The sequence below is a fragment of the Saccharothrix sp. DSM 118769 genome (genome assembly GCF_052936295.1).
In genome coordinates this window covers 9,200,011-9,225,895 of the sequence record NZ_CP193627.1, presented here as the reverse complement: position 1 = coordinate 9,225,895, position 25,885 = coordinate 9,200,011, and the positions used below count along the sequence as shown (strand labels likewise).

General features: G+C 70.1%; 21 protein-coding genes and 1 tRNA gene. 20 read left to right on the top strand and 2 right to left on the bottom strand.

Annotated elements, in window-relative coordinates; genetic code table 11:
• Window positions 1-91 precede the first annotated feature (91 nt).
• Window positions 92-1,333 carry an aminotransferase class I/II-fold pyridoxal phosphate-dependent enzyme gene (locus ACRAKJ_RS39420; RefSeq protein ID WP_438920507.1) on the bottom strand — a complete coding sequence of 414 codons (1,242 nt, stop codon included), beginning with the start codon at window positions 1,331-1,333 and terminating at the stop codon, window positions 92-94.
• 187 nt (window positions 1,334-1,520) lie between these two features.
• On the opposite strand from ACRAKJ_RS39420, the gene ACRAKJ_RS39415 reads away from it, so the two are divergent.
• The 5 genes from ACRAKJ_RS39415 to rplA all read left to right on the top strand — a co-directional run bounded on the left by ACRAKJ_RS39415 (window position 1,521) and on the right by rplA (window position 4,264).
• A tRNA-Trp gene (locus ACRAKJ_RS39415) sits at window positions 1,521-1,593 on the top strand.
• Window positions 1,594-1,624: 31 nt separating this feature from the next.
• Entirely contained in the window at window positions 1,625-2,026 is a 402-nt protein-coding gene (gene secE, locus ACRAKJ_RS39410; protein ID WP_438920506.1) for a preprotein translocase subunit SecE, read from the top strand.
• 64 nt (window positions 2,027-2,090) lie between these two features.
• Window positions 2,091-2,945 carry a transcription termination/antitermination protein NusG gene (nusG, locus tag ACRAKJ_RS39405; RefSeq protein ID WP_438920505.1) on the top strand — a complete coding sequence of 285 codons (855 nt, stop codon included), beginning with the start codon at window positions 2,091-2,093 and terminating at the stop codon, window positions 2,943-2,945.
• Window positions 2,946-3,030: 85 nt separating this feature from the next.
• Window positions 3,031-3,465: a 50S ribosomal protein L11 gene (rplK, locus tag ACRAKJ_RS39400; RefSeq protein WP_306743667.1), complete on the top strand. Its 435-nt coding sequence runs from the start codon at window positions 3,031-3,033 to the stop codon at window positions 3,463-3,465.
• An 82-nt stretch (window positions 3,466-3,547) separates the two neighbouring features.
• Window positions 3,548-4,264: a 50S ribosomal protein L1 gene (rplA, locus tag ACRAKJ_RS39395; protein ID WP_438920504.1), complete on the top strand. Its 717-nt coding sequence runs from the start codon at window positions 3,548-3,550 to the stop codon at window positions 4,262-4,264.
• Window positions 4,265-4,324: 60 nt separating this feature from the next.
• Here the strand turns inward: rplA and ACRAKJ_RS39390 are convergent, their stop codons facing one another.
• On the bottom strand, window positions 4,325-5,101 hold the full coding sequence (locus ACRAKJ_RS39390) for a hypothetical protein (RefSeq protein ID WP_438920503.1): 777 nt from the start codon (window positions 5,099-5,101) through the stop codon (window positions 4,325-4,327).
• A gap of 255 nt (window positions 5,102-5,356) precedes the next feature.
• On the opposite strand from ACRAKJ_RS39390, the gene rplJ reads away from it, so the two are divergent.
• The 15 genes from rplJ to ACRAKJ_RS39315 all read left to right on the top strand — a co-directional run bounded on the left by rplJ (window position 5,357) and on the right by ACRAKJ_RS39315 (window position 25,866).
• Complete coding sequence (rplJ, locus tag ACRAKJ_RS39385) at window positions 5,357-5,914, top strand: 50S ribosomal protein L10 (protein ID WP_438920502.1); 558 nt, start codon at window positions 5,357-5,359, stop codon at window positions 5,912-5,914.
• A gap of 61 nt (window positions 5,915-5,975) precedes the next feature.
• Window positions 5,976-6,362, top strand: coding sequence for a 50S ribosomal protein L7/L12 (rplL, locus tag ACRAKJ_RS39380; RefSeq protein WP_438920501.1), 387 nt, complete (start codon window positions 5,976-5,978; stop codon window positions 6,360-6,362).
• Between the two features lie 266 nt (window positions 6,363-6,628).
• Window positions 6,629-7,699: an ATP-binding cassette domain-containing protein gene (locus tag ACRAKJ_RS39375; protein ID WP_438920500.1), complete on the top strand. Its 1,071-nt coding sequence runs from the start codon at window positions 6,629-6,631 to the stop codon at window positions 7,697-7,699.
• A 50-nt stretch (window positions 7,700-7,749) separates the two neighbouring features.
• Window positions 7,750-8,481, top strand: a complete 732-nt coding sequence (locus ACRAKJ_RS39370) for an ABC transporter permease (protein WP_438920515.1) — start codon at window positions 7,750-7,752, stop codon at window positions 8,479-8,481.
• A 1-nt stretch (window position 8,482) separates the two neighbouring features.
• Window positions 8,483-9,322, top strand: a complete 840-nt coding sequence (locus ACRAKJ_RS39365; RefSeq protein WP_438920499.1) for an ABC transporter permease — start codon at window positions 8,483-8,485, stop codon at window positions 9,320-9,322.
• Window positions 9,319-10,650 (top strand): MCE family protein, encoded by a 1,332-nt coding sequence (locus ACRAKJ_RS39360; protein ID WP_438920498.1) that lies wholly within the window; start codon window positions 9,319-9,321, stop codon window positions 10,648-10,650. Before ACRAKJ_RS39365 ends, ACRAKJ_RS39360 begins: the two co-directional genes overlap by 4 nt.
• Entirely contained in the window at window positions 10,647-11,675 is a 1,029-nt protein-coding gene (locus tag ACRAKJ_RS39355) for an MCE family protein (RefSeq protein WP_438920497.1), read from the top strand. Before ACRAKJ_RS39360 ends, ACRAKJ_RS39355 begins: the two co-directional genes overlap by 4 nt.
• Entirely contained in the window at window positions 11,672-12,718 is a 1,047-nt protein-coding gene (locus ACRAKJ_RS39350) for an MCE family protein (RefSeq protein WP_438920496.1), read from the top strand. The genes ACRAKJ_RS39355 and ACRAKJ_RS39350 overlap by 4 nt, the downstream gene beginning before the upstream one ends.
• Before the next feature lies 1 nt (window position 12,719).
• On the top strand, window positions 12,720-13,889 hold the full coding sequence (locus tag ACRAKJ_RS39345; RefSeq protein WP_438920495.1) for an MCE family protein: 1,170 nt from the start codon (window positions 12,720-12,722) through the stop codon (window positions 13,887-13,889).
• 29 nt (window positions 13,890-13,918) lie between these two features.
• Entirely contained in the window at window positions 13,919-15,082 is a 1,164-nt protein-coding gene (locus tag ACRAKJ_RS39340; RefSeq protein ID WP_438920514.1) for an MCE family protein, read from the top strand.
• Window positions 15,079-16,314 carry an MCE family protein gene (locus ACRAKJ_RS39335; RefSeq protein WP_438920494.1) on the top strand — a complete coding sequence of 412 codons (1,236 nt, stop codon included), beginning with the start codon at window positions 15,079-15,081 and terminating at the stop codon, window positions 16,312-16,314. Before ACRAKJ_RS39340 ends, ACRAKJ_RS39335 begins: the two co-directional genes overlap by 4 nt.
• 11 nt (window positions 16,315-16,325) lie before the next feature.
• Window positions 16,326-16,838 carry a hypothetical protein gene (locus ACRAKJ_RS39330; protein ID WP_438920493.1) on the top strand — a complete coding sequence of 171 codons (513 nt, stop codon included), beginning with the start codon at window positions 16,326-16,328 and terminating at the stop codon, window positions 16,836-16,838.
• Between the two features lie 16 nt (window positions 16,839-16,854).
• On the top strand, window positions 16,855-17,871 hold the full coding sequence (locus ACRAKJ_RS39325; RefSeq protein ID WP_438920492.1) for a hypothetical protein: 1,017 nt from the start codon (window positions 16,855-16,857) through the stop codon (window positions 17,869-17,871).
• Between the two features lie 517 nt (window positions 17,872-18,388).
• Complete coding sequence (gene rpoB, locus ACRAKJ_RS39320; protein WP_438920491.1) at window positions 18,389-21,871, top strand: DNA-directed RNA polymerase subunit beta; 3,483 nt, start codon at window positions 18,389-18,391, stop codon at window positions 21,869-21,871.
• A gap of 98 nt (window positions 21,872-21,969) precedes the next feature.
• A complete protein-coding gene (locus tag ACRAKJ_RS39315) occupies window positions 21,970-25,866 on the top strand; it encodes a DNA-directed RNA polymerase subunit beta' (RefSeq protein ID WP_438920490.1) in 3,897 nt (1,298 codons plus the stop codon).
• Window positions 25,867-25,885 lie beyond the last annotated feature (19 nt).

The window sequence follows — 25,885 nt, the reverse complement described above, 5'->3', positions numbered from 1 at the left end:
TCACCAATGATCACGCGTCGCCGCGGCGTGCTCGAAAACGCCACGAGGCACCCCGGTCGGGGTGCCTCGTGAACGGGTCGGTCGGTCCTCGCTACTTCACCTCGGACAGCAGCTCCGCCATCCGGGTGATGCCGGTCTTGAGGTCGTCGTCGCCCAGGGCGTACGAGAGGCGCAGGTAGCCGGGCGTGCCGAACGCCTCGCCGGGCACCACGGCCACCTCGACGTGCTCCAGGACCAGCGCGGCCAGCTGCACGGTGTCGGTGATCGTCGTCCCGCGCAGCTCCTTGCCGATCAGCGCCTTCACCGACGGGTACACGTAGAACGCGCCCTTCGGGGTCGGGCACTCGACGCCGGGGATCGCCGACAGCATCTCGACGATCGTGCGCCGCCGCCGGTCGAACGCCTCGCGCATCTCGTGCGCCGCGTCCAGCGACCCGGACACGGCCTCCAGGGCCGCGCGCTGCGAGACGTTCGACACGTTCGAGGTCAGGTGCGACTGGAGGTTCGCCGCCGCCTTCACCACGTCCGCCGGGCCGATCAGCCAGCCGACCCGCCAGCCGGTCATCGCGTACGTCTTGGCCACGCCGTTGAGCACGATCGTCCGGTCCGCCATCGCGGGCACGACCGCCGGCAGCGACACCGACTCCGCGCCGTCGTAGACCAGGTGCTCGTAGATCTCGTCGGTGATCACCCACAGGCCGTGCTCCAGCGCCCACTCGCCGATCGCGACGACCTGCTCGCGGGTGTAGACCGAGCCCGTCGGGTTCGAGGGGGAGCACAGCAGCAGCACCTTGGTCCTCGCGGTGCGCGCGGCCTCCAGCTGCTCGACGGTGACCAGGTAGTCGGTCGTCTCGTCGGCCGTGACCTGCACCGGGACGCCGCCGGCCAGCGTGATCGCCTCGGGGTAGGTGGTCCAGTACGGCGCGGGCAGCAGCACCTCGTCGCCCGGGTCCACGATCGTGGCGAACGCCTGGTAGACGGCCTGCTTGCCGCCGTTGGTGATGAGCACCTGCGCGGGCTTCACCTCGTAGCCGGAGTCCCGCAGCGTCTTCGCGGCTACGGCTTCCCGCAGCTCCGGCAGGCCCGCGGCGGGCGTGTAGCGGTGGTTCTTCGGGTCGGCGCACGCGGCCTGCGCGGCGGCGACGACGGCCTCGGGGGTCGGGAAGTCGGGCTCGCCCGCCCCGAAGCCGATCACCGGTCGACCGGCCGCCTTGAGCGCCTTCGCCTTCGCGTCCACCGCGAGGGTGGCGGACTCGGCGATGCCCCCGATGCGCTCGGAGATCCGGGGCAGCTCGGAGGGGGTGGACTCGGTGGTCGTCTCAGGCGTGGCCATGGCCCCAATCGTGGCAGATCGCACAACCGCGCCACCTGCCGGCACCCCCTCTGACCGGGCCAGTTGGAAAGTGGGGTGAGACGTGCCGTATGCTCTGGAACTCGGAACGCCGAGTCGCTGCCTCACGAGCCACGTGAGGGCGCTGCGGGGCGTCTCCAGCCAGGGGGTTCCAACGGTGGGACCTCAAAGGGGCGTAGCTCAACTGGCAGAGCAGCGGTCTCCAAAACCGCAGGTTGCAGGTTCAAGTCCTGTCGCCCCTGCGTCGAAGCGCGAACGTGAGCGGAGGACGGCATGAGCGAGGGCCGCGAGCAGGACCAGCCGGACGAGCGCGAGAGCGCCTCCCGGCCGGTTACCGCCGCAGCGCGGCGCGAGCGCCGTGGTTCCGCGCGACCGGCGGGCCGCAAGGACGTCGAGGCGAAGAAGTCGACCGAGGTCGACTCCGACGCCGAGGCGGACAAGAAGGGTCGCGCCACGCGCTCGCGGACGGACACGGAGAAGCGTCCCAACATCTTCGCCCGGCTCGTCCGCTACGTCCGTGAAGTGGTCAGCGAGCTGCGGAAGGTCATCTGGCCGACCCGCAAGCAGATGATCACCTACACGGGGGTCGTGCTGGTCTTCGTGGCCTTCATGGTGGCGTTGGTCTTCGGCCTGGATTCGGCCTTCGCCTGGGGCATGTTCCGGCTGTTCGGCTGAGCCGAACTCCGCACCGCCCCGGTGGCGGCGGACATGTGATGCATGAGAGGAAGCGAGACCCACAGTGACCTCCGAGAACGGCGTTGACGCCCAGGAGCACACCGACCTGACCGACGAGCAGGACTTCGACGGTGGAGTCGAGGACGTCGAGCAGGACGAGGCGTCGGAGGCCATCGAGGAGTCCGCTTCCGCTGCTGCCGACGACGAGGACGACGAGGACACCGCCGAGTCCGGTGGTGACATCGAGTCCGGCGGCGACATCGAGTCCGGCGGTGACGTCGAGTCCGTCGCGGTCGCCGACATCGACGCCGAGCCCGCCGACCCGGCCGAGGAGATGCGCGACGCACTGCGCCGCGCCCCCGGCGACTGGTACGTCGTGCACTCGTACGCGGGCTACGAGAACAAGGTCAAGACCAACCTCGAAACGCGCATCCAGACGCTCGACATGGAGGACTTCATCTTCCAGGTCGAGGTGCCGACCGAGGAAGTCACCGAGATCAAGAACGGCCAGCGCAAGCAGGTGCAGCGCAAGGTGCTGCCCGGCTACATCCTGGTCCGGATGGAGCTCAACGACGCCTCGTGGAGCGCGGTGCGCAACACGCCCGGCGTGACGGGTTTCGTCGGCGCGACGTCGAAGCCGTCGCCGCTGACCATCGACGAGGTGCTGAAGTTCCTGCTGCCCCAGGTCGAGGAGAAGCCCGCCGCGGGCAAGAAGGCCGCCGCGACCCCGACGAAGTCGACCATCGAGGTGGACTTCGAGGTCGGCGAGTCCGTCACCGTCATGGACGGCCCGTTCGCCACGCTGCCCGCCACGATCAGCGAGGTCAACGCGGACGGCCAGAAGCTGAAGGTCCTGGTGTCGATCTTCGGCCGCGAGACTCCGGTCGAGCTGTCGTTCAGCCAGGTCTCCAAGATCTGATCCGGCTCCCCCGTGCGCGGGGGAGGTCGGCAGCCACGCCGCGGCTGGCAGGGCCGCGCGTGGACACCGCAATGAAGGAACCGAGATGCCTCCCAAGAAGAAGAAGCTCGCAGCTGTAATCAAGTTGCAGATCAAGGCCGGTGCCGCGAACCCGGCGCCGCCGGTCGGCCCCGCGCTGGGTCAGCACGGCGTCAACATCATGGAGTTCTGCAAGCAGTACAACGCCGCGACCGAGTCGCAGCGCGGCACCGTCGTGCCGGTCGAGATCTCCGTGTACGAGGACCGCTCGTTCGACTTCAAGCTCAAGACCCCGCCGGCCGCGAAGCTGATCCTCAAGGCCGCCGGTGTCGAGAAGGGCTCGGGCGAACCGCACCGGCTCAAGGTCGCCAAGGTGACCATGGACCAGGTCCGCGAGATCGCGCAGACCAAGATGGTCGACCTGAACGCCAACGACGTGGACCAGGCGGCGAAGATCATCGCCGGCACCGCCCGCTCCATGGGCATCACCGTCGAAGGCTGACCGTCCCCCCGTACGTCGGTAGTTCGTGGGAGAGCCACGCGCTGGCTCGCCACCACAACTGATCCACTTAAGGAACAGAAGCATGAAGCGCAGCAAGGCGTACAAGAACGCCGCCGAGCTGGTGGACCGGGAGCGGCTGTACTCGCCGCTGGAGGCCGCCAAGCTCGCCAAGGAGACGTCCAAGGTCAAGCTGGACGCGACCGTCGAGGTCGCCATCCGGCTCGGCGTCGACCCCCGCAAGGCCGACCAGATGGTCCGCGGCACCGTGAACCTGCCGCACGGTACGGGCAAGACCGCCCGCGTGATCGTCTTCGCCACGGGTGACAAGGCCGCCGAGGCCGAGGCCGCCGGTGCCGACGCGGTCGGCTCCGAGGACCTGATCGCGCGCATCCAGGACGGCTGGCTCGACTTCGACGCCGCGATCGCCACGCCCGACCAGATGGCCAAGGTCGGTCGCATCGCCCGCATCCTCGGCCCGCGCGGCCTGATGCCGAACCCGAAGACCGGCACCGTGACGCCCGACGTCACCAAGGCCGTCGTCGACATCAAGGGCGGTAAGATCAACTTCCGCGTCGACAAGCAGGCCAACCTGCACCTCGTCATCGGCAAGGTGTCGTTCGACCCGGAGAAGCTGGTCGAGAACTACGCCGCCGCGCTGGACGAGATCCTGCGCGCGAAGCCGTCCGCCGCGAAGGGCCGGTACCTGAAGAAGGTCACCGTCTCGACGACGATGGGCCCCGGCATCCCGGTCGACCCGAACCGGACCCGGAACCTGCTGACCGACGAGGCGACCGCCTGACCTCGGTTCGACAGCTCCGCGAAGCGCCCCCCGGCCCCGTGCCGGGGGGCGCTCCCGCGTTCAGGGGCAGGCGGGTTCGGCCTCGTAGCCGGTGATCGCCCAGCTCGAACTGGGCTGCTTGGTGAGCGTGAACTTGCCCAGCGCCGGACCACTGCGCACGGTGAGCGCGCAGGAGCTGACCTCGACCGAACCCGATGCGGGCACGGCGCGCATGTCGGCGGGGAAGCCGAGCTGGCGGTAGGTGCTCACGTCCGTCACCCGCTCCTTCAGCTTGGCCACCGCGGCCTCGCAGTCGGGTGCGCCGAATGCCTCCGCGAACGCCTTCTCCGGTCCGTCGTCCTTGAAGTACGAGCACGCCTGGCCGCCGTCACCGGTGCCGACGTGCTTGTAGAACAGGGCGATCGTGCCGTTGTTGCCGTACGGGGTCTGGGGCGCGGTGACGTTGTTCTCCACGCCGCCGCTGTCCACCGCCACGTCACCCGGGTCGTCGCCGCCGAAGTACTGCCCGTAGAAGTGGTTCGCGATCAGCAGCGCGACCACGAGGTACACCAGGCGGCGGAAGAGCTTGCTGCCCAGCAGGGTTTTCCACAGCGGCTTGCGCGGTGGCGGCGGGGGTGGGGCCACCGGGGGGTACGGGTACGGCTGGGGTTGCTGGAGTTGGCCCGGCGGGGGCTGGCCGGGTGGGGACTGGCCCGGCGGGAGGGCCTGGGGGCCGCCGGCGCCCTGGGCCTGCTGGAAGCGCTGGAACTCCTGGAACCTCTGGAACTCCTGGAACTGCCTCAGCTGTTCCGGGTCGAGGTCCGGTGGCGGCGGGTTCCGGGGCGGCTCTTCGGTCACGCGTCACATCATGCCGATTTGGAGGCCGCCTGCCACCTGCCGTACGCTGGGGAACGGTTCACCGAAGACCGCTGGTCATCCGAGTCATGTCATTTGACTTAGAACGAAGGCCCCGCGATGCGGGCGACCCGCGCAGGAGAACGAGGAAGTAGCAGGCCGTTCCGGTCTGTCACGCCCCGTGCTGCTGCGCAGGGGCGTTTTTTGTTGCGCGGAGCCCTCTCCCGGCGGTCACCAAAGCCCAGAGAGGAGGCGATCATGGCGAAGCCCAGCAAGGTTTCGGCCGTCGCCGAGCTGTCGGACAAGTTCCGCGGTAGCTCGGCCGCCGTCGTCACCGAGTACCGTGGCCTCTCCATGGCGCAGCTCACCACGCTGCGTCGCGCTCTCGGCGCGGGCACCACGTACACCGTTGCGAAGAACACGCTGGTCAAGCGTGCCGCTGAGGACGCGGGCGTCCAGGGCCTCGAAGCCCTGCTCGTCGGCCCCACGGCCATCGCCTTCGTCGAAGGCGAGCCGGTCGACGCGGCGAAGGCCCTGCGTGACTTCGCGAAGGACAACAAGGCCCTGGTCATCAAGGGCGGCTACATGGATGGCCGCCCGCTCTCGGTCGACGAGGTCACCGCCATCGCGGACCTCGAGACCCGTGAGGTGCTGCTCGCCAAGCTGGCGGGCGCGATGAAGGGCAACCTGGCCAAGGCCGCGGGTCTGTTCAACGCCCCGGCTTCCCAGGTCGCTCGCCTGGCTGCTGCCCTGGTGGAGAAGAGGTCCTCGGAGGCGCCCGCCGCCGACGAGGCCGACGCTCCCGCCGAAAGCTGATCACACCCGAAAACTCCGCGTCCCGGCCGCAGTTCGGGCGTTGAAAGAAAGGACCGCCATCATGGCGAAGCTCAGCACCGACGAGCTGCTCGACGCGTTCAAGGAGATGACCCTCCTGGAGCTGTCTTCCTTCGTGAAGCAGTTCGAGGAGACCTTCGAGGTCACCGCCGCCGCCCCGGTCGCCGTTGCCGCTGCCGGCCCGGCCGCCGCTGCCGCCCCCGCCGAGGAGGAGAAGGACGAGTTCACCGTCGTCCTCGAGGGCGCCGGCGACAAGAAGATCCAGGTCATCAAGGTCGTCCGCGAGGTCGTCTCGGGCCTGGGCCTGAAGGAGGCCAAGGAGCTCGTCGAGTCCGCTCCGAAGCCGCTCCTGGAGAACGTGGCGAAGGACGTCGCCGACGCCGCCAAGGAGAAGCTCGAGGCCGCCGGCGCCAAGATCTCGCTCAAGTGATCTAGCGCTCCAGGCACCGCCGAGGGCGGGCACCCACACCGGGTGCCCGCCCTCGTGCTGTTCAACGGGGTGCGCGCGTCGGCGGACCGGACTGGAAAAAGTTGCCTACTCGTGGGTAGGGTCGGGTCGGTGGCGGGCGTCACGTCGTTACCCAGTTGAGACACCGTTGGGCCAACTGGCGAGTAACCACGGCACGACGCCCTCGTTGCACCGGTATGACGGCGGCCTGGCCGGCGTCGGCACGGTGCCGTTGACCGGGAGGTGTGATGGGCGCTGAGGTGGTCGTCGAGGGCCTGACGAAGTCCTTCGGCAAGCAGACCATCTGGCGGGACGTCACGTTGTCCCTCCCGCCGGGCGAGGTCAGCGTGATGCTGGGACCGTCGGGCACGGGCAAGTCCGTCTTCCTGAAGTCGCTGGTCGGCCTGCTCAAGCCGGAGCGCGGGAAGATCGTCATCAACGGCACGGACCTGGTCCGCTGCTCCGAGCACAAGCTGTACGAGATCCGGAAGCTGTTCGGCGTCCTGTTCCAGGACGGCGCGCTGTTCGGCTCGATGAACCTCTTCGACAACGTGGCCTTCCCGCTGCGCGAGCACACCCGCAAGACCGAGGCCGAGGTCCGGCGCGTCGTGCTGGAGAAGATGGAGATGGTCGGCCTCGTCGGCGCGGAGAAGAAGCTCCCCGGCGAGATCTCCGGCGGCATGCGCAAGCGCGCGGGCTTGGCGCGGGCGCTGGTGCTCGACCCCGAGATCATCCTGTGCGACGAGCCGGACTCCGGCCTCGACCCGGTGCGCACCGCCTACCTGAGCCAGCTGCTGATCGACCTGAACTCGCAGATCGACGCGACCATCCTGATCGTCACGCACAACATCACGGTGGCCCGCACCGTCCCCGACAACCTGGGCATGCTGTTCCGCCGCGAGCTGGTCATGTTCGGGCCCCGCGAGGTGCTGCTGACCAGCGACGAGCCGGTCGTGGAGCAGTTCCTCAACGGCCGCCGCCTCGGCCCGATCGGCATGTCCGAGGAGAAGGACCAGGCCACGATGGCCGCCGAGCTGGCGCACAAGGAGGCGGGCCACTCGGACGGCTCGCCCGACGAGGACGTGCGCGGCGTCGTGCCGCAGCTCGAACCGACGCCCGGCCTGCCGCCGCGCGGCGCGGTCCGCCGCCGCAAGGACCGGGTGATGAGCATCCTGCACACCCTGCCGCCGGACGCGCAGAAGGGCATCATCGCGAGCCTCACGCCCGACGAGCAGCGCCACTACGGCGTGCCGGCGGGCGCCACCCGGCCGGTCCCCGCGAGCCCCAGCCCGTGGCCGCGGCACGGGGGCGTGCTGTGAGCACGCCGGCGACGTTCCCCGGCGCCGGGGCCCTGCGCGAGACCGGCCGCATGTTCGCGCTCGGCATCGACGTGGTGCGCGGCACGTTCCGCCGCCCGTTCCAGCTGCGGGAGTTCATCCAGCAGTGCTGGTTCGTGGTGAGCGTGACGGTGCTGCCCACGGCGCTGGTGTCGATCCCGTTCGGCGCGGTCATCGCGCTCCAGATCGGCAGCCTGACCCGGCAGATCGGCGCCCAGTCGTTCACCGGCGCGGCGAGCGTGCTGGCGATCATCCAGCAGGCCAGCCCGATCGTGACGGCCCTGCTCATCGCGGGCGCGGGCGGCAGCGCCATCTGCGCCGACCTGGGCAGCCGCAAGATCCGCGAGGAGATCGACGCGATGGAGGTGCTGGGCGTCTCGCCGGTCCAGCGCCTGGTGGTGCCCCGCGTGCTGGCCACGATGCTGGTGGCCGTGCTGCTCAACGGCATGGTCAGCGTCGTCGGCGTGATGGGCGGCTACTTCTTCAACGTGATCCTCCAGGACGGCACGCCCGGCGCGTACCTGGCGAGCTTCAGCGCCCTGGCGCAGCTGCCCGACCTGTGGATCTCCGAGATCAAGGCGCTGATCTTCGGGTTCATCGCGGGCATCGTCGCCGCCTACCGCGGCCTCAACCCGGCGGGCGGACCGAAGGGCGTGGGCGACGCGGTCAACCAGGCCGTCGTCATCACGTTCCTGCTGCTGTTCTTCGTGAACTTCGTCCTCACCACGATCTACCTCCAGGTCGTCCCGGCGAAGGGGAGCTGAGGTGGCCACGATCGGCAACCGGGTCCGCAAGGCGGCGAACGCGCCGCTGGCGGTGCTCGACACGTTCGGCGACCAGCTGTGGTTCTACCTGCGCGCGCTCGCCTGGACGCCGCGCACGCTGACCCGCTACCTGCGGGAGACGCTGCGGCTGCTGGCCGAGGTGAGCTTCGGCTCCGGCGCGCTGGCGGTCATCGGCGGCACCATCGGCGTGATGGTCGGCCTGTCGGTGTTCACCGGCACGGTCGTGGGCCTCCAGGGCTTCACCGCGCTCAACCAGATCGGCACGTCGGCGTTCGCGGGTTTCGTGTCGGCCTACTTCAACACCCGCGAGATCGCGCCGCTGGTGGCCGGCCTCGCCCTGAGCGCGACCGTGGGGTCGGGCTTCACCGCCCAGCTCGGCGCGATGCGGATCTCCGAGGAGATCGACGCGCTGGAGGTCATGGGCATCCCCAGCATGCCGTTCCTGGTCACCACGCGGATCATCGCGGGCTTCGTCGCGATCATCCCGCTGTACGTGATCGGCCTGCTCACCAGCTACCTGGCGGCGAGGTTCATCACCGTCGAGTTCTACGGGCAGTCGGCGGGCACCTACGACCACTACTTCAGCCTGTTCCTGCCACCGGTGGACGTGCTCTGGTCGTTCGCCAAGGTGCTCGTCTTCTCCGTGGTGATCATCCTGACGCACTGCTACTACGGCTACCGGGCGTCCGGCGGTCCGGCGGGCGTGGGCATCGCGGTCGGCCGCGCGGTGCGCACCGCGATCGTCACGACCAGCCTGCTGGACTTCTTCCTGAGCATGGCGATCTGGGGCACGACGACGACGGTGAGGATCGCCGGATGACGCTCAAGAGGCGACTCCTCGGGGTCGTGTTCCTCGCCGTGATCGCGCTGTTCCTCACGTTCACGGTGGCGCTCTACAACGACGCGTTCACGAAGGTCGTGAAGGTGACGCTGAAGACCGACCGGGTCGGCAACCAGCTGCTGGTCGACTCGGACGTGAAGGTCCGCGGCATGGTCGTCGGCCACGTCGACGGCATCCGCACCTCGGGCGACGGCGCCGAGCTGGACCTGGCGCTCGACCCCGACCAGGTCGGGCACATCCCGGCGAACGTCTCGGCGCGCCTGCTGCCGAAGACCCTGTTCGGTGAGCGGTACGTCAACCTGGTGCTGCCCGAGCGGGAGGACGGGCCGCTGGGCGAGGGCGACGTCATCGAGCAGGACCGCTCCAGCGGCGCGGTCGAGCTGGAGCAGGTGCTCGCCGACCTGATGCCGGTGCTCCAGGCGGTGCAGCCGGAGAAGCTGGCGACCACGCTGTCCGCGGTGTCGCAGGCGCTGGAGAACCGGGGCGAGCCGCTGGGGGAGACCCTGGTGCAGCTCGACTCGTACCTGGGGGAGCTGAACCCCGAGCTGCCGAAGCTCAAGGAGGGCATCAGCCGGCTCGCGGACGTGTCGAACACCTACGCCGACGCCGCGCCCGACCTGGTGCGCGCCCTGTCCGACGCCACGGTCACCAGCCGCACGCTGGTCGACCAGCGCGAGAACCTGCTCGCCGTGTACGGGGCGCTGACCACCACCTCGGTCGACGTGAACAGCTTCCTCGCGGTGAACAAGAACAACCTGATCCAGCTCGCGGACGTGTCGCGGCCGACGCTGGAGCTGCTGGCGAAGTACGCGCCCGAGTACCCGTGCCTGCTCAAGGGCCTGGCCGAGTTCAAGCCGATCATGGACCAGGTGTTCGGCAAGGGCACGGACGAGCCGGGCCTGCACATCACGCTGGAGGTCACCGCGAACCGCGGCAAGTACGAGCCGGGCAAGGACGAGCCGGAGTACGCCGACAAGCGCGGTCCCCGCTGCTACGACATCGTGCCGCGGCCCGACCCGTTCCCGCAGTACCCGCCGGAGGGCCCGGTGGAGGACGGCTCCACGTCGCCGCCGCCCGCGCGTTCGGCCACCGACGGCGTGCTGCCGCCGAACACCGGCGTGATCCGCGAGGACGGCACGGTCGTGTCCTCGTCCCACGGCGCGCCGGTGCTGGCCAACTCGCCCGCCGAGCAGGACTTCCTGGCCGCGCTGCTCGCGCCGGAGGTCGGTCTGGAGGAGGAGCAGATGCCCAGCTTCACGGCCCTGCTGCTGGGCCCGCTGTACCGGGGAGCGGAGGTGACGGCATGAGGTCGCTGGCCGCGCCCCTGGTCAAGCTGGGCGTCTTCGCCGTCGTCACGGTCCTGGCGACGGCGCTGCTCGCGGTGACCATCTCGAACGCGAACTTCGCCGACGGCACCGGCTACGCGGCCCGGTTCACCGACGTGACCGCGCTCAACGAGGGCGACGACGTGCGCATCGCGGGCGTCCGGGTCGGCCAGGTCGAGGAGATCCGGGTGGTGGACCGCCGGGTCGCCGAGGTGGAGTTCTCCCTGGAGGGCGACCGCACGCTGCCCGTCTCGGCGACCGCGACGATCAAGTACCGCAACCTCGTCGGCCAGCGGTACATCGCGCTGGAGCACGGCGTGGGCGACGCGGCGGCGCTCAAGCCCGGCGACGTCATCCCGCTGGAGCGCACCAGGCCGGCGCTGGACCTGACCGTGCTGTTCAACGGCTTCAAGCCGCTGTTCCAGGCGCTCGACCCGGAGGACGTCAACCAGCTGTCGAGCGAGATCGTCCAGGTCCTCCAGGGCGAGGGCGGCACGATCGACAGCCTGCTGCGGCACACCGCGTCGCTGACCTCCACGCTGGCGAGCCGCGACCAGGTGATCGGCGAGGTCGTCACGAACCTCAACGCGGTGCTCGACACCGTGAACTCACGCGGCGAGCAGGTGTCGACGCTGGTCACGACGGTGCAGGAGCTGACGACGGGCCTCGCGGGCGACCGGCAGCCGATCGGGGAGGCGATCAGCGCGCTCGGCGACCTGACCACCGCCACGGCCGGCCTGCTGGCGGAGGCGCGGCAGCCGCTCGAGGACGACATCGCGAACCTCGGGCTGGTCTCCCAGACGCTCGCGGACAACGAGGCCGTGGTCGAGGGCGTCATCCAGCGGCTGCCCGGCAAGATCGAGGCGATGACCCGGACCGCGTCCTACGGGTCCTGGTTCAACTTCTTCCTCTGCGAGGGCACCGGGCAGGTGGCCGTGCCGCCGATCATCAACGACCCCGTCCCGATCACGGCACTGCCGGTCACCCAGGCGAGGTGTCGCCCGTGAAGCACGACCAGTCACCGCGCGGGGAGCGCAACCCGATCACCGTCGGCGCGGTCTCGCTGACCGTCATCGCGCTGCTGCTGCTCGCCGCGTTCTACTCCGACGACCTGCCGATCGTCGGCGGCGGCACCACGTACTCGGCGGAGTTCTCCGAGGCCGCGGGCCTGGTGCCGTCGAACGAGGTGCGCGTCGCGGGCGTCAAGGTCGGCAAGGTGACCGACGTCGAGCTGGCCGGCGACCGGGTGCTGGTGTCGTTCAAGGTCAAGGACGCCTGGGTGGGCGACCGCAGCACCGCGACGATCCGGATCAAGACGCTGCTTGGCCAGAAGTACCTGGCCCTGGACCCGCAGGGGTCGCAGCCGCTCGACCCGGGCGACCCGATCCCGCGTGAGCGCACCCTGTCGCCGTACGACGTGCAGGAGGCGTTCAACGGCCTGGCCTCCACGGTCGGCGACATCGACACCCAGCAGCTCGCGGACAGCTTCCAGGTGCTGTCGGAGACCTTCCGGGGCTCGGCGGAGAGCGTCCGCGGCGCCCTGGACGGCCTGTCGGCGCTGTCGAAGACGATCTCGTCGCGCGACGAGGAGCTGGCCGCGCTGCTCGCCAACACCAACGAGATCACCAAGACGCTGTCCGACCGCAACGAGCAGTTCGAGAAGCTCCTCGCGGACGGCAACCTGCTGCTGGCGGAGCTGGCCAAGCGGCGCGACGCGATCTCCGCGCTGCTCCGCGGCACCCGCGAGCTGTCCCGCGAGCTGGCCGGCCTGGTGGACGACAACCAGGCGCAGCTGCGGCCCGCGCTGGAGCAGCTCGACCGGGTGACGACGGTCCTCCAGCGCAACCAGGACACGCTGGACCGCAGCCTCGCGCTGATGGCGCCGTTCTACCGGGTGTTCGCGAACACCCTCGGCAACGGCCGCTGGTTCGACGTCTACATCTGCGGCCTGCTGCCGCCGTCGGTGAACCTCGGCGTGGTCGGCTTCAACGAGGAGGGCTGCCTCCCGCCCGGTGTGCGGCGCTCCGCTCCGACGCAGGGGGGCAACTGACGTGGCGACCACCAGGACCGGCCGCGACCTCACCCGTGCCGCGGCCCTGGCGTGCGTGTTCGCGCTCGTCGTCGCCGCCGCCGTGTGGTGGGTGTTCGCGGGCGCCAACAGCCACCGGGTGACGGCGGTGTTCGGCTCGGCCGTGGGCGTGTACCCCGGCTCGGACGTGCGCGTGCTCGGCGTGCGGATCGGCTCGGTCGACGAGGTCGAGCCGCGGGGCACGGCGGTCGAGGTCACGATGTCGATCGACCGCACCGTGGAGGTGCCCGCCGACGCGCAGGCCGTCGTGGTCGCGCCGAGCGTGGTCAGCGACCGGTACGTGCAGCTGGCGCCCGCCTACACCGGCGGCGAGCGGCTGGCGGACGGGGCGACCATCCCGCGCGAGCGCACCGCGACCCCGGTGGAGCTGGACGAGCTGTACGCGAGCCTCGACGAGCTGACCACCGCCCTCGGCCCGAACGGCGCGAACCGCGACGGCGCGCTGTCGGACCTGCTGGACTCGGCGGCCGACAACCTGGAGGGCAACGGCCAGGCGCTCGGCGACACGATCCAGCAGCTCGGCGACGCCACCCGCACGCTGTCCGGCTCGCAGGGCGACCTGTTCGCCACCGTGGACCAGCTCCAGCGGTTCACCGGGATGCTCGCCGCGAACGACAGCCAGGTGCGCGACCTCAACCGGCAGCTCGCCGACGTCGCCGGGTTCCTCGCCGACGAGCGGGAGAACCTCGGCGGGGCGCTGAACGAGCTGGCCACCGCGCTCGGCCTGGTGCAGGGCTTCGTCCAGGACAACCGGGCCGCGCTCAAGTCGAACGTCGACAAGCTCGCGGGCATCACGCAGGTGCTGGTCGACCAGCGGGCGGCGCTCGCCGAGACCCTGGACGTCGCGCCGCTGGCCCTGGGCAACCTCCAGAACGCCTACAACGCGGCGTCCGGCACGCTCGACACCCGCGCCGACATCAACGAGCTGAGCCAGCCGCCGATCGTGCTGGTCTGCAAGCTGGTCCAGGGCGTCGAACCGGGCCGCGTGCCCGGCGCGCTCTCCCAGGCGTGCGCGCAGCTGGAGCCCGTCCTGTCCGGCGCGGTGCCGCTGAACGACCCGGGCAAGATCGTCTCCGACCTCGGCCAGGGCAAGCTGCCGCTGCCCCTGCCGCTCGCCGGGGTCCCCCGGTGAGGGCGGGCGCGGTGGGGACGGGCGCGGCGGTGACCAGGAGGCTCGCGGTCGCCGCGGTCGGCGCGCTGCTGCTGGCCGGCTGCGGCTCGGGCGGCTTCGACGGCGTCTACAACATGCCGCTGCCCGGCGGCGCGGACGTCGGTGACCGGCCGTACCGGGTCAAGGTCGAGTTCCAGGACGTGCTCGACCTCGTCCCGCAGGCCGGCGTGAAGGTCGACGACGTGCCGGTCGGCCGGGTCGACCGCATCGGCCTGGCCCCCGACGGCTGGACCGCCGAGGTGACCGTGCTGGTCAACGGCGACGTGCGGCTGCCCGGCAACGCCGTGGCCAGGCTGCGCCAGTCCGCCCTGCTCGGCGAGAAGTACGTCGAGCTGGCCGGCCCCGCCGAGGGCGCCGAGGAGGGCTCGCTGGTCGACGGCGCGGTCATCCCCGTCGACCGGACCAACCGCAACCCCGAGGTCGAAGAGGTGTTCGGGGCGTTGTCCATGCTGCTCAACGGCGGCGGGATCGCCCAGCTCCAGGACATCTCCCGCGAGCTGAACGCGGCCCTGGAGGGCAACGAGCCCGAGATCAAGTCGCTGCTGGCGAACCTGGACACCCTGGTCGGCGAGCTGGACGCGCACAAGGGCGAGATCACCCGCGCGCTGGACGGCCTCAACCGGCTCGGCGGCACGCTCGACGCCCAGCGCGACCAGATCGGCGGCGTCCTGGAGAACCTGGAGCCGGGCCTGAAGGTGCTCGGCGAGCAGCGCACCCAGCTCGTGACGCTGCTCCAGTCGCTGGACGCCCTCTCCGACGTCGCCGTGGACACGGTGACCAGGTCCAAGGACGACGTCGTGGCCGACCTGAAGGCGCTCACGCCCACGCTGCGGAAGCTCGTCGAGGCGGGCACCAACCTGCCCAACGGGCTGGAGCTGCTGCTCACCTACCCGTTCCCGGACTCGGCGGTCGACGGCATCAAGGGCGACTACACGAACCTGTACGCCGACATCGACCTCGACCTGGGCAACGTCGTCGACAACCTGGGCCGGTCCCGGCAGTCGCCGCTGCCGACGGTGCCGTCCCTGCCCGGCATCACCGGCACCGCGCCGTCGCTGCCGCTCCCGCTGCCGAACCTGCCGCTGCCGGGCGTGTCCGGGCAGTCCGGGTTGGGCGACCTGCTCGGCGGACTGCTCGGAGGTGGGCGCCGGTGATCCCCCGCAGGACCAAGGTGCAGATCATCGCGTTCGTGCTGATCGCGCTGGTCGGCGTCAGCTACGTGGGCGCCCGCTACGCCGGCCTCGGCCGGTTGGTCGGGTCGTCCGGTTACGTGGTGACGGTGCAGCTCGCCGACTCCGGCGGCGTGTTCACCAACGCCGAGGTCACCTACCGCGGCGTCGCCGTGGGCCGGGTCGGGCAGATGCGGCTCACCGCCGACGGGCTGGAGGTGGACCTGGGCATCGACCCGGACGCGCCGCCCATCCCGGCCGACCTGGAGGCCGTGGTCGCGAACCGGTCCGCGGTCGGCGAGCAGTACGTCGACCTGCGCCCGCGCGGCGAGGACGGCCCCCACCTGGCGGCCGGCGCGGTCATCCCCAGGTCGGCCACGAAGACCCCGCCCCCGGTGGACGGGCTGCTGACCAACCTCGACGAGTTCGCGCGGTCCGTGCCCGAGGACTCGCTGAAGACCGTCGTCGACGAGCTGGCCCTCGCGTTCGACGGCACCGGGCCCGACCTCCAGGTGCTGCTGGACAACACCCGCTCGTTCACCCGGGCCGCCGCGGACAACCTGCCGCAGACCAAGGCCCTGCTCGACAGCGGGCTCGTGGTGCTCGACACGCAGGCGCAGCAGGGGAGCGCGATCAGGTCGTTCTCCGCGGACCTGCGGGCGCTCGCCGAGCAGCTGAAGAACTCCGACGGCGACCTCCGGCGGCTCATCGGGGTGTCCCCGCAGGCCGCCGAGCAGGTGTCCGCCCTGCTCCGGGAGACCGGGCCGAACCTGGGCGTGGTGCTGGCCAACCTGCTCACCACCGGGAACATCATGGTCACGCGGCTGGACGGGCTGGAGCAGATCGCCGTCACCTACCCGATCGTGGTGGGCGGCGGCTTCTCCGTCGCGAAGGGCGACGGCACGGGCGCGCACTTCGGCCTGGCCCTGAACGTGTTCGACCCGCCGCCGTGCACGGTGGGCTACGAGGGCACGACGATCCGGCAGGGCACCGACACCTCGCCCGCCCCGCTGAACACGCAGGCGTACTGCGCGCTGGCCCGGGGCAGCGCCACCGCCGTGCGGGGCGCCCAGAACGCGCCTTACGGTGGCACCCCGACCACGCCCACCGGCAACGAGACGTCGCAGCCCGGCCAGGAGCCCGCGCCCGGCCGGGGGCAGGCGGCCGAGCCGCCGGTGCTGACCAGCCTGGGGCAGCTGCTCGGGCTGCCGGGCTGAGGGAGGACGACATGGCTGTTCGACGCTGGGCCCTGCCCGTCGCCGCGGTGCTCGCGGTGCTCGCCGCGGGCTACGCCGTGTGGGCGGGGGTGTCGTGGTGGAGCGCCTCGTCCAGCGAGTCGGTGGCGTTCTCGCGCGAGCGCGACGAGGTGCTGCGGGTCGGCCAGGTCGGCATCGCGAACTTCACCACCCTCGACTACCAGAAGGTCGACCAGGACCTGGACCGGTGGCTCGACTCGTCCACCGGCGACCTGAGGTCGGAGATCGAGAGCGGGCGGGACACCCGCAAGAAGCAGATCGAGGACGCCAGGACGGTCACCGTGAGCCGGGTGCTCGACGCGGCCGTGACCGAGCTCGACTCGCGGGCCGGGAAGGCGCACCTCATCGCCGTGGTGGAGACCACGGTGACCCCGGAGGGCGGCCAGGCGGTGAAGAAGGTCAACCGGTACCAGACCGACCTGACCCGCACCGACGCCGGTTGGAAGCTGAGCGCGCTGGGCCCCGTCGCGGCCGGCGGCGCGTGATCGCGAGGAGATGACAGTGCCCCCGTCCCGCCGCCGCCCCGTCCCGTCCACCCCGACCGGTGGTCGCCCCCGCGTCGCCGGCCTGCGCAAACGCACCGAGCCCGCCGCCGAGCGCCCGGAGCCCGTCGAGCCCGCCGGGCACGTCGAGCACCCCGAGCCCGCCGGGCACGTCGAGCCCACCGGGCGCCCCGCCGACGACGCCGTGACCGAGGCCGCCCGGCCCGGGGTCGAGCCCACCGAGGCCGAGTCCGCCGGGGTCGAGCCCGCCGACCGGGTCGAGGAGGGCTCGCCGCGGGTCCTGGGGCTGATCGAACCCCGCGAGGACGCCGACGAGACCGACGGGAGCACCGGCGAGACCCCCGGGACCGGCGAGGACGCCGACGAGGCCCCCGCCCCGAGCCCCCGCCCCCGGCCGTCCGGTCGCCGCCGGCGCGCCGGCGAGGCCGTGGCGGCGAGCGTCCTCGACGACGACCACGAGCCCCGCCCGGTCCGCCGGACCGCCCGCGCGGGGCTGGTCCTGCCGGTCTCGCTGCTGGTGCTCGCCGCGCTGCTGGTCGGGCTCGGCGCGTGGTTCCAGGCGCGGGCCGGGGCCGTCGACCACGACCTGGCCCTCGTCGACAGCGCCCGCACCAGCGAGGTCGCGGGCCAGGCGCGCGAGGCGGTCGAGAAGGCGTTCTCCTACGACTTCGCCGACGTGGCCGCGACCGAGAACGCCGCCAACGAGCTGCTGGTCGGCCGGGCCAAGTGCCAGTACAACGCGATCTTCGGCCCGGTCCGCACGCTCGCGCCCGAGCAGAAGCTGGTGGTCACCGTGAAGGCGGTCTCCAGCGGCGTGACCTCGCTGTCCGGGGACCGCGCCACCGTGCTGCTGTTCGTCGACCAGGTCACCACCCGCACGACCGACAACCAGAGCGGCGGCGGGATCGCGATGATGCGGGTCGGCGCGCAGGAGGTCGACGGCCGGTGGAAGGTCGACAACATGGAGATGTTCGGCCAGAGCGGGGACCAGGCGGCCGAGACCGCCAAGTGCTGATCCCCGGCCCCCGCCCCTCTCCCCGCGCCTTCGCCGCCCCCTCCTTACCCGCGCCGGGGCGCCGCCAACCCCAGGACGTCCACTGAGGACCCCGGAGCCCCTCCTGATACGCCGCACAACGTGATCTGCGTCACTCATTTTGGGGTGGTGACCGAACGAAATCGCCACGGGCTCCCGATGCCCCGGCGGGACCCGCCAACGGATCACGTTGCTCACGTCGGTGTATTTTCGCAGGTCAGCGCGATAACGCCGCGTTATGACCGCTTGCGCCAGTGGGGTGATCGCCGCGTGGCATCTTGACTGCGGGCGTCGGCGGGGTCACTCTGTCGGTGAGCACGAGAAAGGACCTTCTGGGTGCCTCTCGACAGTTGGCATGCGCGCGGCTAGACTGCCCCTTTGCGCTGCCCTCTTTCCGTTTGCCCTTCGCCGAGAGCTGGATTGCCGGGCATCGCCGCACCCTTGACAGCCGTGCTAGTTCCGCTGACTAGCCAGCTACCTGTCCCTGGAAGGACGCATCTTGGCGATCTCTCGCGCGACCAAGGCCACTGCTGCGACCAACTCCACGTCGGGGATTCCCGGAGCGCCGAAGCGAGTCTCTTTCGCGAAGATCCACGAACCGCTTCAGACGCCCAACCTGCTCGACCTGCAGATCCAGTCGTTCGAATGGCTCACCGGCGACGAGGCGTGGTTCCAGCGCCGCGTCGACGAGGGTGACGAGGCCCCCACGGGCGGCCTCGAGGAGGTCTTGAACGAGATCTCCCCGATCGAGGACTTCTCCGGCTCGATGTCGCTCTCCTTCTCCGACCCGCGCTTCGACGAGGTCAAGGCCTCGACCGAGGAGTGCAAGGACAAGGACATGACGTACGCGGCCCCGCTGTTCGTCACGGCGGAGTTCACCAACCACACCACCGGCGAGATCAAGAGCCAGACGGTGTTCATGGGTGACTTCCCGATGATGACGGACAAGGGCACGTTCATCATCAACGGCACCGAGCGGGTGGTGGTCTCCCAGCTCGTCCGCTCGCCGGGTGTCTACTACGACACCGCGATCGACAAGACGACCGACAAGGACGTCTTCAGCGTCAAGATCATCCCGTCCCGGGGTGCCTGGCTGGAGTTCGACGTCGACAAGCGCGACACCGTCGGCGTGCGCATCGACCGCAAGCGCCGTCAGCCGGTCACCGTGCTGCTGAAGGCCCTGGGCTGGTCGACCGAGCAGATCCGCGAGCGCTTCTCGTTCTCCGAGACGCTGCTGACGACGCTGGAGAAGGACCACACCGCGGGCACCGACGAGGCGTTGCTCGACATCTACCGCAAGCTGCGCCCGGGCGAGCCGCCGACGAAGGAGTCCGCGCAGGCCCTCCTGGAGAACCTGTTCTTCAAGGACAAGCGCTACGACCTGGCCAAGGTCGGTCGGTACAAGATCAACAAGAAGCTGGGCCTGGACAGCCCCATCTCCACGGGCGTGCTGACCGAGGACGACATCGTCACGACGATCGAGTACCTGGTCCGCCTGCACGCCGGTGAGACGACGATGAAGCCCGGCGAGACCGAGGTGCCCGTCGAGGTCGACGACATCGACCACTTCGGCAACCGCCGCCTGCGCACCGTCGGCGAGCTGATCCAGAACCAGATCCGGGTCGGCCTCTCCCGCATGGAGCGCGTCGTGCGCGAGCGCATGACGACCCAGGACGTCGAGGCGATCACGCCGCAGACCCTGATCAACATCCGCCCCGTCGTGGCGGCGATCAAGGAGTTCTTCGGCACCTCCCAGCTGTCGCAGTTCATGGACCAGACGAACCCCCTCGCGGGCCTGACCCACAAGCGCCGCCTGTCGGCGCTGGGCCCCGGCGGTCTGTCCCGTGAGCGGGCCGGCATGGAGGTCCGCGACGTCCACCCGTCGCACTACGGCCGCATGTGCCCGATCGAGACGCCGGAAGGCCCGAACATCGGCCTGATCGGCTCGCTGTCCTCCTACGGGCGGGTCAACCCGTTCGGCTTCATCGAGACGCCGTACCGCAAGGTCGTCGACGGCCGGGTCACCGACCAGATCGACTACCTGACGGCCGACGAGGAAGACCGCTACGTCAAGGCGCAGGCGAACGCCAAGATCGACACCGAGGGCAACTTCCTCGAGGCCAAGGTCCTGGTCCGCAAGAAGGGCGGCGAGGTCGAGCAGATCGACCCGGCCGACGTGGACTACATGGACGTCTCGCCGCGCCAGATGGTGTCGGCCGCGACCGCCATGATCCCGTTCCTGGAGCACGACGACGCCAACCGCGCCCTGATGGGCGCGAACATGCAGCGCCAGGCGGTGCCGCTGCTGCGCAGCGAGTCCCCGCTGGTCGGCACCGGCATGGAGCTGCGCGCCGCGGTCGACGCCGGTGACGTGGTCGTCGCCAAGAAGACCGGTGTGGTCGAGGAGATCTCCGCCGACTACGTCACGGTCATGGCCGACGACGGCTCGCGGCAGACCTACGGCCTGCACAAGTTCCGCCGCTCGAACCAGGGCACCTGCATCAACCAGAAGCCCATCGTGAACGAGGGCGACCGGGTGCAGCACGGCCAGGTGCTGGCCGACGGCCCGTGCACCGAGAACGGCGAGATGGCGCTGGGCAAGAACCTGCTCGTCGCGATCATGCCGTGGGAGGGCCACAACTACGAGGACGCGATCATCCTGTCGCAGCGCCTCGTGCAGGACGACGTCCTGACCTCGATCCACATCGAGGAGCACGAGATCGACGCGCGGGACACCAAGCTGGGCGCCGAGGAGATCACCCGGGACATCCCGAACGTCTCCGAGGAGGTCCTGGCCGACCTCGACGAGCGCGGCATCATCCGCATCGGCGCCGAGGTCCAGCCCGGCGACATCCTGGTCGGCAAGGTCACGCCCAAGGGCGAGACCGAGCTGACCCCGGAGGAGCGCCTGCTCCGCGCGATCTTCGGCGAGAAGGCGCGCGAGGTGCGCGACACGTCGCTGAAGGTGCCGCACGGCGAGTACGGCAAGGTCATCGGCATCCGCGTGTTCAGCCGCGAGGACGACGACGAGCTGCCCCCCGGCGTGAACGAGCTGGTCCGCGTCTACGTCGCCCAGAAGCGCAAGATCCAGGACGGCGACAAGCTCGCCGGCCGCCACGGCAACAAGGGCGTCATCGGCAAGATCCTCCCCGTCGAGGACATGCCGTTCCTGGAGGACGGCACGCCGGTCGACATCGTGCTGAACACGCACGGCGTCCCGCGTCGTATGAACATCGGCCAGGTGCTGGAGACCCACCTCGGGTGGATCGCCAAGCAGGGCTGGAGCATCAACGGCGACCCGGACTGGGCGAAGAACCTGCCGGCGGAGCTGTACGACGTCGAGCCGGGCACGAAGACCGCCACGCCGGTCTTCGACGGCGCTCGCGAGGACGAGATCACGGGCCTGCTGGGCTCGACGGTCCCGAACCGCGACGGCGAGCGGATGGTCAAGGAGAACGGCAAGGCGCAGCTCTTCGACGGGCGCAGCGGCGAGCCGTACCCCTTCCCGGTGTCGGTCGGCTACATGTACATCCTGAAGCTGCTGCACCTGGTCGACGACAAGATCCACGCCCGCTCGACCGGCCCGTACTCGATGATCACGCAGCAGCCGCTGGGCGGTAAGGCGCAGTTCGGTGGTCAGCGCTTCGGTGAGATGGAGTGCTGGGCGATGCAGGCGTACGGCGCCGCCTACACCCTCCAGGAACTGCTGACCATCAAGTCCGACGACGTGCTCGGCCGCGTGAAGGTCTACGAGGCCATCGTCAAGGGCGAGAACATCCCGGAACCGGGTATCCCGGAGTCCTTCAAGGTGCTGCTCAAGGAGCTGCAGTCGCTGTGCCTCAACGTCGAGGTGCTGTCCTCGGACGGCGCCGCGATCGAGATGCGCGACGGCGACGACGAAGACCTGGAGCGCGCGGCCGCGAACCTCGGCATCAACCTGTCGCGGTCCGAGTCGCCGTCCGTGGACGACGTCGTCAACTAGTACCTCGCCGGTCACCGCGGGACGCCTCCCGCGTCCCGCGGTGACCGCACCGCCAGCTCCCGAGCAGCACCGAAACAAAAAAGGGGAAGAGAGTAGACGTGCTCGACGTCAACTTCTTCGATGAGCTCCGCATCGGTCTCGCGACCGCGGACGACATCCGCCAGTGGTCCTACGGCGAGGTCAAGAAGCCCGAGACCATCAACTACCGCACGCTCAAGCCCGAGAAGGACGGCTTGTTCTGCGAGAAGATCTTCGGTCCCACCCGGGACTGGGAGTGCTACTGCGGCAAGTACAAGCGCGTCCGCTTCAAGGGCATCATCTGCGAGCGCTGCGGCGTCGAGGTGACCCGCGCCAAGGTGCGCCGCGAGCGGATGGGCCACATCGAACTGGCCGCGCCCGTCACGCACATCTGGTACTTCAAGGGCGTCCCCAGCCGGTTGGGCTACCTGCTCGACCTGGCCCCCAAGGACCTTGAGAAGATCATCTACTTCGCCGCCTACGTCATCGTGGGCGTGAACGCGGACCTGCGCCACAACGACCTGCCGACGCTCGAGAACGAGATGCAGGTCGAGCGCAAGCGCGTCGAGAACCGCCGTGACGCGGACGTCGAGGCCCGCGCGCAGAAGCTGGAAGCCGACCTGGCCGAGCTGGAGGCGGAGGGCGCCAAGTCCGACGTGCGCCGCAAGGTCAAGGAGGGCGGCGAGCGCGAGATGCGCCAGCTCCGCGACCGCGCCCAGCGCGAGCTGGACCGGCTCGACGAGATCTGGTCCACCTTCACCAAGCTGGAGCGCGCCCAGCTGATCGCGGACGAGATGCTCTACCGCGAGCTGTACGACCGCTACGGCGACTACTTCACCGGCGCCATGGGCGCCGAGGCCATCCAGAAGCTGCTGGGCGACTACGACGTGGACGCCGAGGCCGACGTCCTGCGCGAGACGATCCGCAGCGGCAAGGGCCAGAAGAAGCTGCGCGCCCTCAAGCGGCTCAAGGTCGTGGCCGCCTTCCAGGCGACCCGCAACAACCCGCAGGGCATGGTCCTGGACTGCGTCCCGGTCATCCCGCCGGACCTGCGCCCGATGGTGCAGCTCGACGGTGGCCGCTTCGCGACGTCCGACCTGAACGACCTGTACCGCCGCGTCATCAACCGGAACAACCGCCTCAAGCGGCTGATCGACCTCGGCGCGCCCGAGATCATCGTCAACAACGAGAAGCGGATGCTCCAGGAGGCCGTCGACGCGCTGTTCGACAACGGCCGCCGCGGCCGGCCGGTGACGGGTCCGGGCAACCGCCCGCTCAAGTCGCTGTCCGACCTGCTCAAGGGCAAGCAGGGCCGGTTCCGCCAGAACCTGCTCGGCAAGCGCGTCGACTACTCCGGCCGTTCGGTCATCGTGGTCGGCCCGCAGCTGAAGCTGCACCAGTGCGGCCTGCCCAAGCAGATGGCGCTGGAGCTGTTCAAGCCGTTCGTGATGAAGCGGCTGGTCGACCTCAACCACGCGCAGAACATCAAGTCCGCCAAGCGGATGGTGGAGCGCGCGCGCCCCGCCGTGTGGGACGTGCTCGAAGAGGTCATCACCGAGCACCCCGTGCTGCTGAACCGCGCGCCCACGCTGCACCGGCTGGGCATCCAGGCGTTCGAGCCGCAGCTGGTCGAGGGCAAGGCCATCCAGCTGCACCCGCTCGTCTGCGAGGCGTTCAACGCCGACTTCGACGGTGACCAGATGGCGGTCCACCTGCCGCTGTCCGCCGAGGCGCAGGCCGAGGCGCGCGTGCTGATGCTGTCGTCGAACAACATCCTCTCGCCCGCGTCCGGCAAGCCGCTGGCCATGCCGCGACTGGACATGGTGACGGGTCTGTACCACCTGACCCGCCTCAAGGAGGGCGACATCGGCGAGGGCCAGGCGTACTCCTCGCCGGCCGAGGCGCTGATGGCGTTCGACCGCAAGGCCCTGGGCCTGCAGGCGATGGCGAAGATCCGGATCACGGACAAGAACCCGCCCAAGGGCCAGGAGCCGGAGGGCTGGGAGCCCGGCCAGCCGTGGCTGGCCGAGACCACCCTCGGTCGCGTGCTGTTCAACGAGGTCCTGCCGCAGGACTACGCCTTCATCAACGAGGTCATGCCCAAGAAGCGGCAGGCCACGATCATCAACGACCTGGCCGAGCGGTACCCGATGGTCACCGTCGCCCGGACGCTGGACAAGCTGAAGGACGCCGGTTTCTACTGGGCCACCCGGTCCGGCGTGACCGTCGCGATCTCCGACGTGCTCGTCCCCGAGGCCAAGCAGGGCATCCTCGACGAGTACGAGAAGCTCGCGGACGCGGTCGAGAAGCGCTACCAGCGCGGTCAGCTCTCCCACACGGAGCGCAACAACGAGCTGGTCAAGGTGTGGACCAAGGCCACCGAAGAGGTCGCCGAGGTCATGGAGGCCAACTTCCCCGAGGACAACTCGATCCGCATGATCGTGGCGTCCGGGGCGGCGGGCAACATGACCCAGGTCCGCTCGCTGGCGGGTATGCGCGGTCTGGTGACGAACCCGAAGGGCGAGTACATCCCGCGGCCGATCAAGAACTCGTTCCGCGAGGGCCTGTCGGTGCTGGAGTACTTCATCGCCACGCACGGTGCCCGCAAGGGCCTGGCCGACACCGCGCTGCGCACCGCCGACTCGGGTTACCTGACCCGTCGTCTGGTGGACGTCTCGCAGGACGTCATCATCCGCGAGGTCGACTGCGGCACCTCCCGCGGCGTGAACATGACCGTGGGCGAGCGGCAGGGCGACAAGGTCGTGCTGGCCGAGTTCGCGCAGACCTCGGTCTACGCGCGGACCATCGCCGAGGACATCACGGACAAGGACGGCAACCTCGTCCTCAACCGCGGTGCCGACCTGGGCGACCCGGCCCTGGCCACGCTCGTCGAGGCGGGCGTGACCCGCGTCAAGGTCCGCTCGGTGCTGACCTGCGAGTCCGCGGTCGGCGTGTGCGCGTCCTGCTACGGCCGCTCGATGGCGACCGGCCAGCTGGTCGACGTCGGCGAGGCCGTCGGCATCGTCGCCGCCCAGTCGATCGGTGAGCCCGGCACGCAGCTGACGATGCGCACCTTCCACCAGGGTGGTGTGGCCGGTGACGACATCACGACCGGTCTGCCCCGTGTGCAGGAGCTGTTCGAGGCCCGCGTGCCGAAGGGCAAGGCGCCCATCGCGGACGTCGACGGCCGGGTGCGGATCGAGGACGGCGACCGGTTCTGGAAGATCACCCTCATCCCGGACGACGGGTCGGAGGAGATCCTCTTCGAGAAGTTGTCCAAGCGGCAGCGGCTCGCGAACACGGCCACTGGCCCGCTCCAGGACGGCGACCACGTGCACGTCGGCCAGCAGCTGCTGGAGGGCACGCCCGACCCGCACGAGGTGCTGCGCGTGATGGGTCCGCGCGAGGCCCAGCTGCACCTGGTGCAGGAGGTCCAGAAGGTCTACCGCGCCCAGGGCGTGGCGATCCACGACAAGCACATCGAGGTCATCGTCCGGCAGATGCTGCGCCGGGTGACGATCATCGACTCGGGTGCCACCGAGTTCCTGCCGGGCTCGCTCGTCGAGCGCGCGGAGTTCGAGTCGGGCAACCGGGCCGTCGTGGCCGAGGGCGGCGAGCCCGCCGCCGGTCGCCCGGTCCTGATGGGCATCACGAAGGCGTCGCTCGCGACCGACTCGTGGCTGTCCGCGGCCTCCTTCCAGGAGACGACGCGAGTCCTGACCGACGCCGCCATCAACGGCCGGTCGGACAAGCTCATCGGCCTGAAGGAGAACGTGATCATCGGCAAGCTGATCCCGGCCGGCACCGGCATCAACCGGTACCGGAACATCCAGGTGCAGCCGACCGAGGAGGCGCGTGCGGCGGCGTACGCGATCCCGAGCTACGACGACGGCTACTACACGCCGGACGTCTTCGGCACGGGCACCGGTGCCGCGGTCCCGCTGGACGACTACGACTTCGGCCGCGACTACCGCTGACGAAGCCAGTAGTGCCGAG

What these genes read in the sequence shown, in the direction of transcription:
- ACRAKJ_RS39420 (WP_438920507.1), bottom strand. Translation starts at nt 1,333, where the DNA reads ATGGCCACGCCTGAGACGACCACCGAGTCCACCCCCTCCGAGCTGCCC.
- secE (WP_438920506.1), top strand. Translation starts at nt 1,625, where the DNA reads ATGAGCGAGGGCCGCGAGCAGGACCAGCCGGACGAGCGCGAGAGCGCC.
- rplK (WP_306743667.1), top strand. Translation starts at nt 3,031, where the DNA reads ATGCCTCCCAAGAAGAAGAAGCTCGCAGCTGTAATCAAGTTGCAGATC.
- rplA (WP_438920504.1), top strand. Translation starts at nt 3,548, where the DNA reads ATGAAGCGCAGCAAGGCGTACAAGAACGCCGCCGAGCTGGTGGACCGG.
- rplJ (WP_438920502.1), top strand. Translation starts at nt 5,357, where the DNA reads ATGGCGAAGCCCAGCAAGGTTTCGGCCGTCGCCGAGCTGTCGGACAAG.
- rplL (WP_438920501.1), top strand. Translation starts at nt 5,976, where the DNA reads ATGGCGAAGCTCAGCACCGACGAGCTGCTCGACGCGTTCAAGGAGATG.
- ACRAKJ_RS39375 (WP_438920500.1), top strand. Translation starts at nt 6,629, where the DNA reads ATGGGCGCTGAGGTGGTCGTCGAGGGCCTGACGAAGTCCTTCGGCAAG.
- ACRAKJ_RS39370 (WP_438920515.1), top strand. Translation starts at nt 7,750, where the DNA reads ATGTTCGCGCTCGGCATCGACGTGGTGCGCGGCACGTTCCGCCGCCCG.
- ACRAKJ_RS39360 (WP_438920498.1), top strand. Translation starts at nt 9,319, where the DNA reads ATGACGCTCAAGAGGCGACTCCTCGGGGTCGTGTTCCTCGCCGTGATC.
- ACRAKJ_RS39355 (WP_438920497.1), top strand. Translation starts at nt 10,647, where the DNA reads ATGAGGTCGCTGGCCGCGCCCCTGGTCAAGCTGGGCGTCTTCGCCGTC.
- ACRAKJ_RS39330 (WP_438920493.1), top strand. Translation starts at nt 16,326, where the DNA reads ATGGCTGTTCGACGCTGGGCCCTGCCCGTCGCCGCGGTGCTCGCGGTG.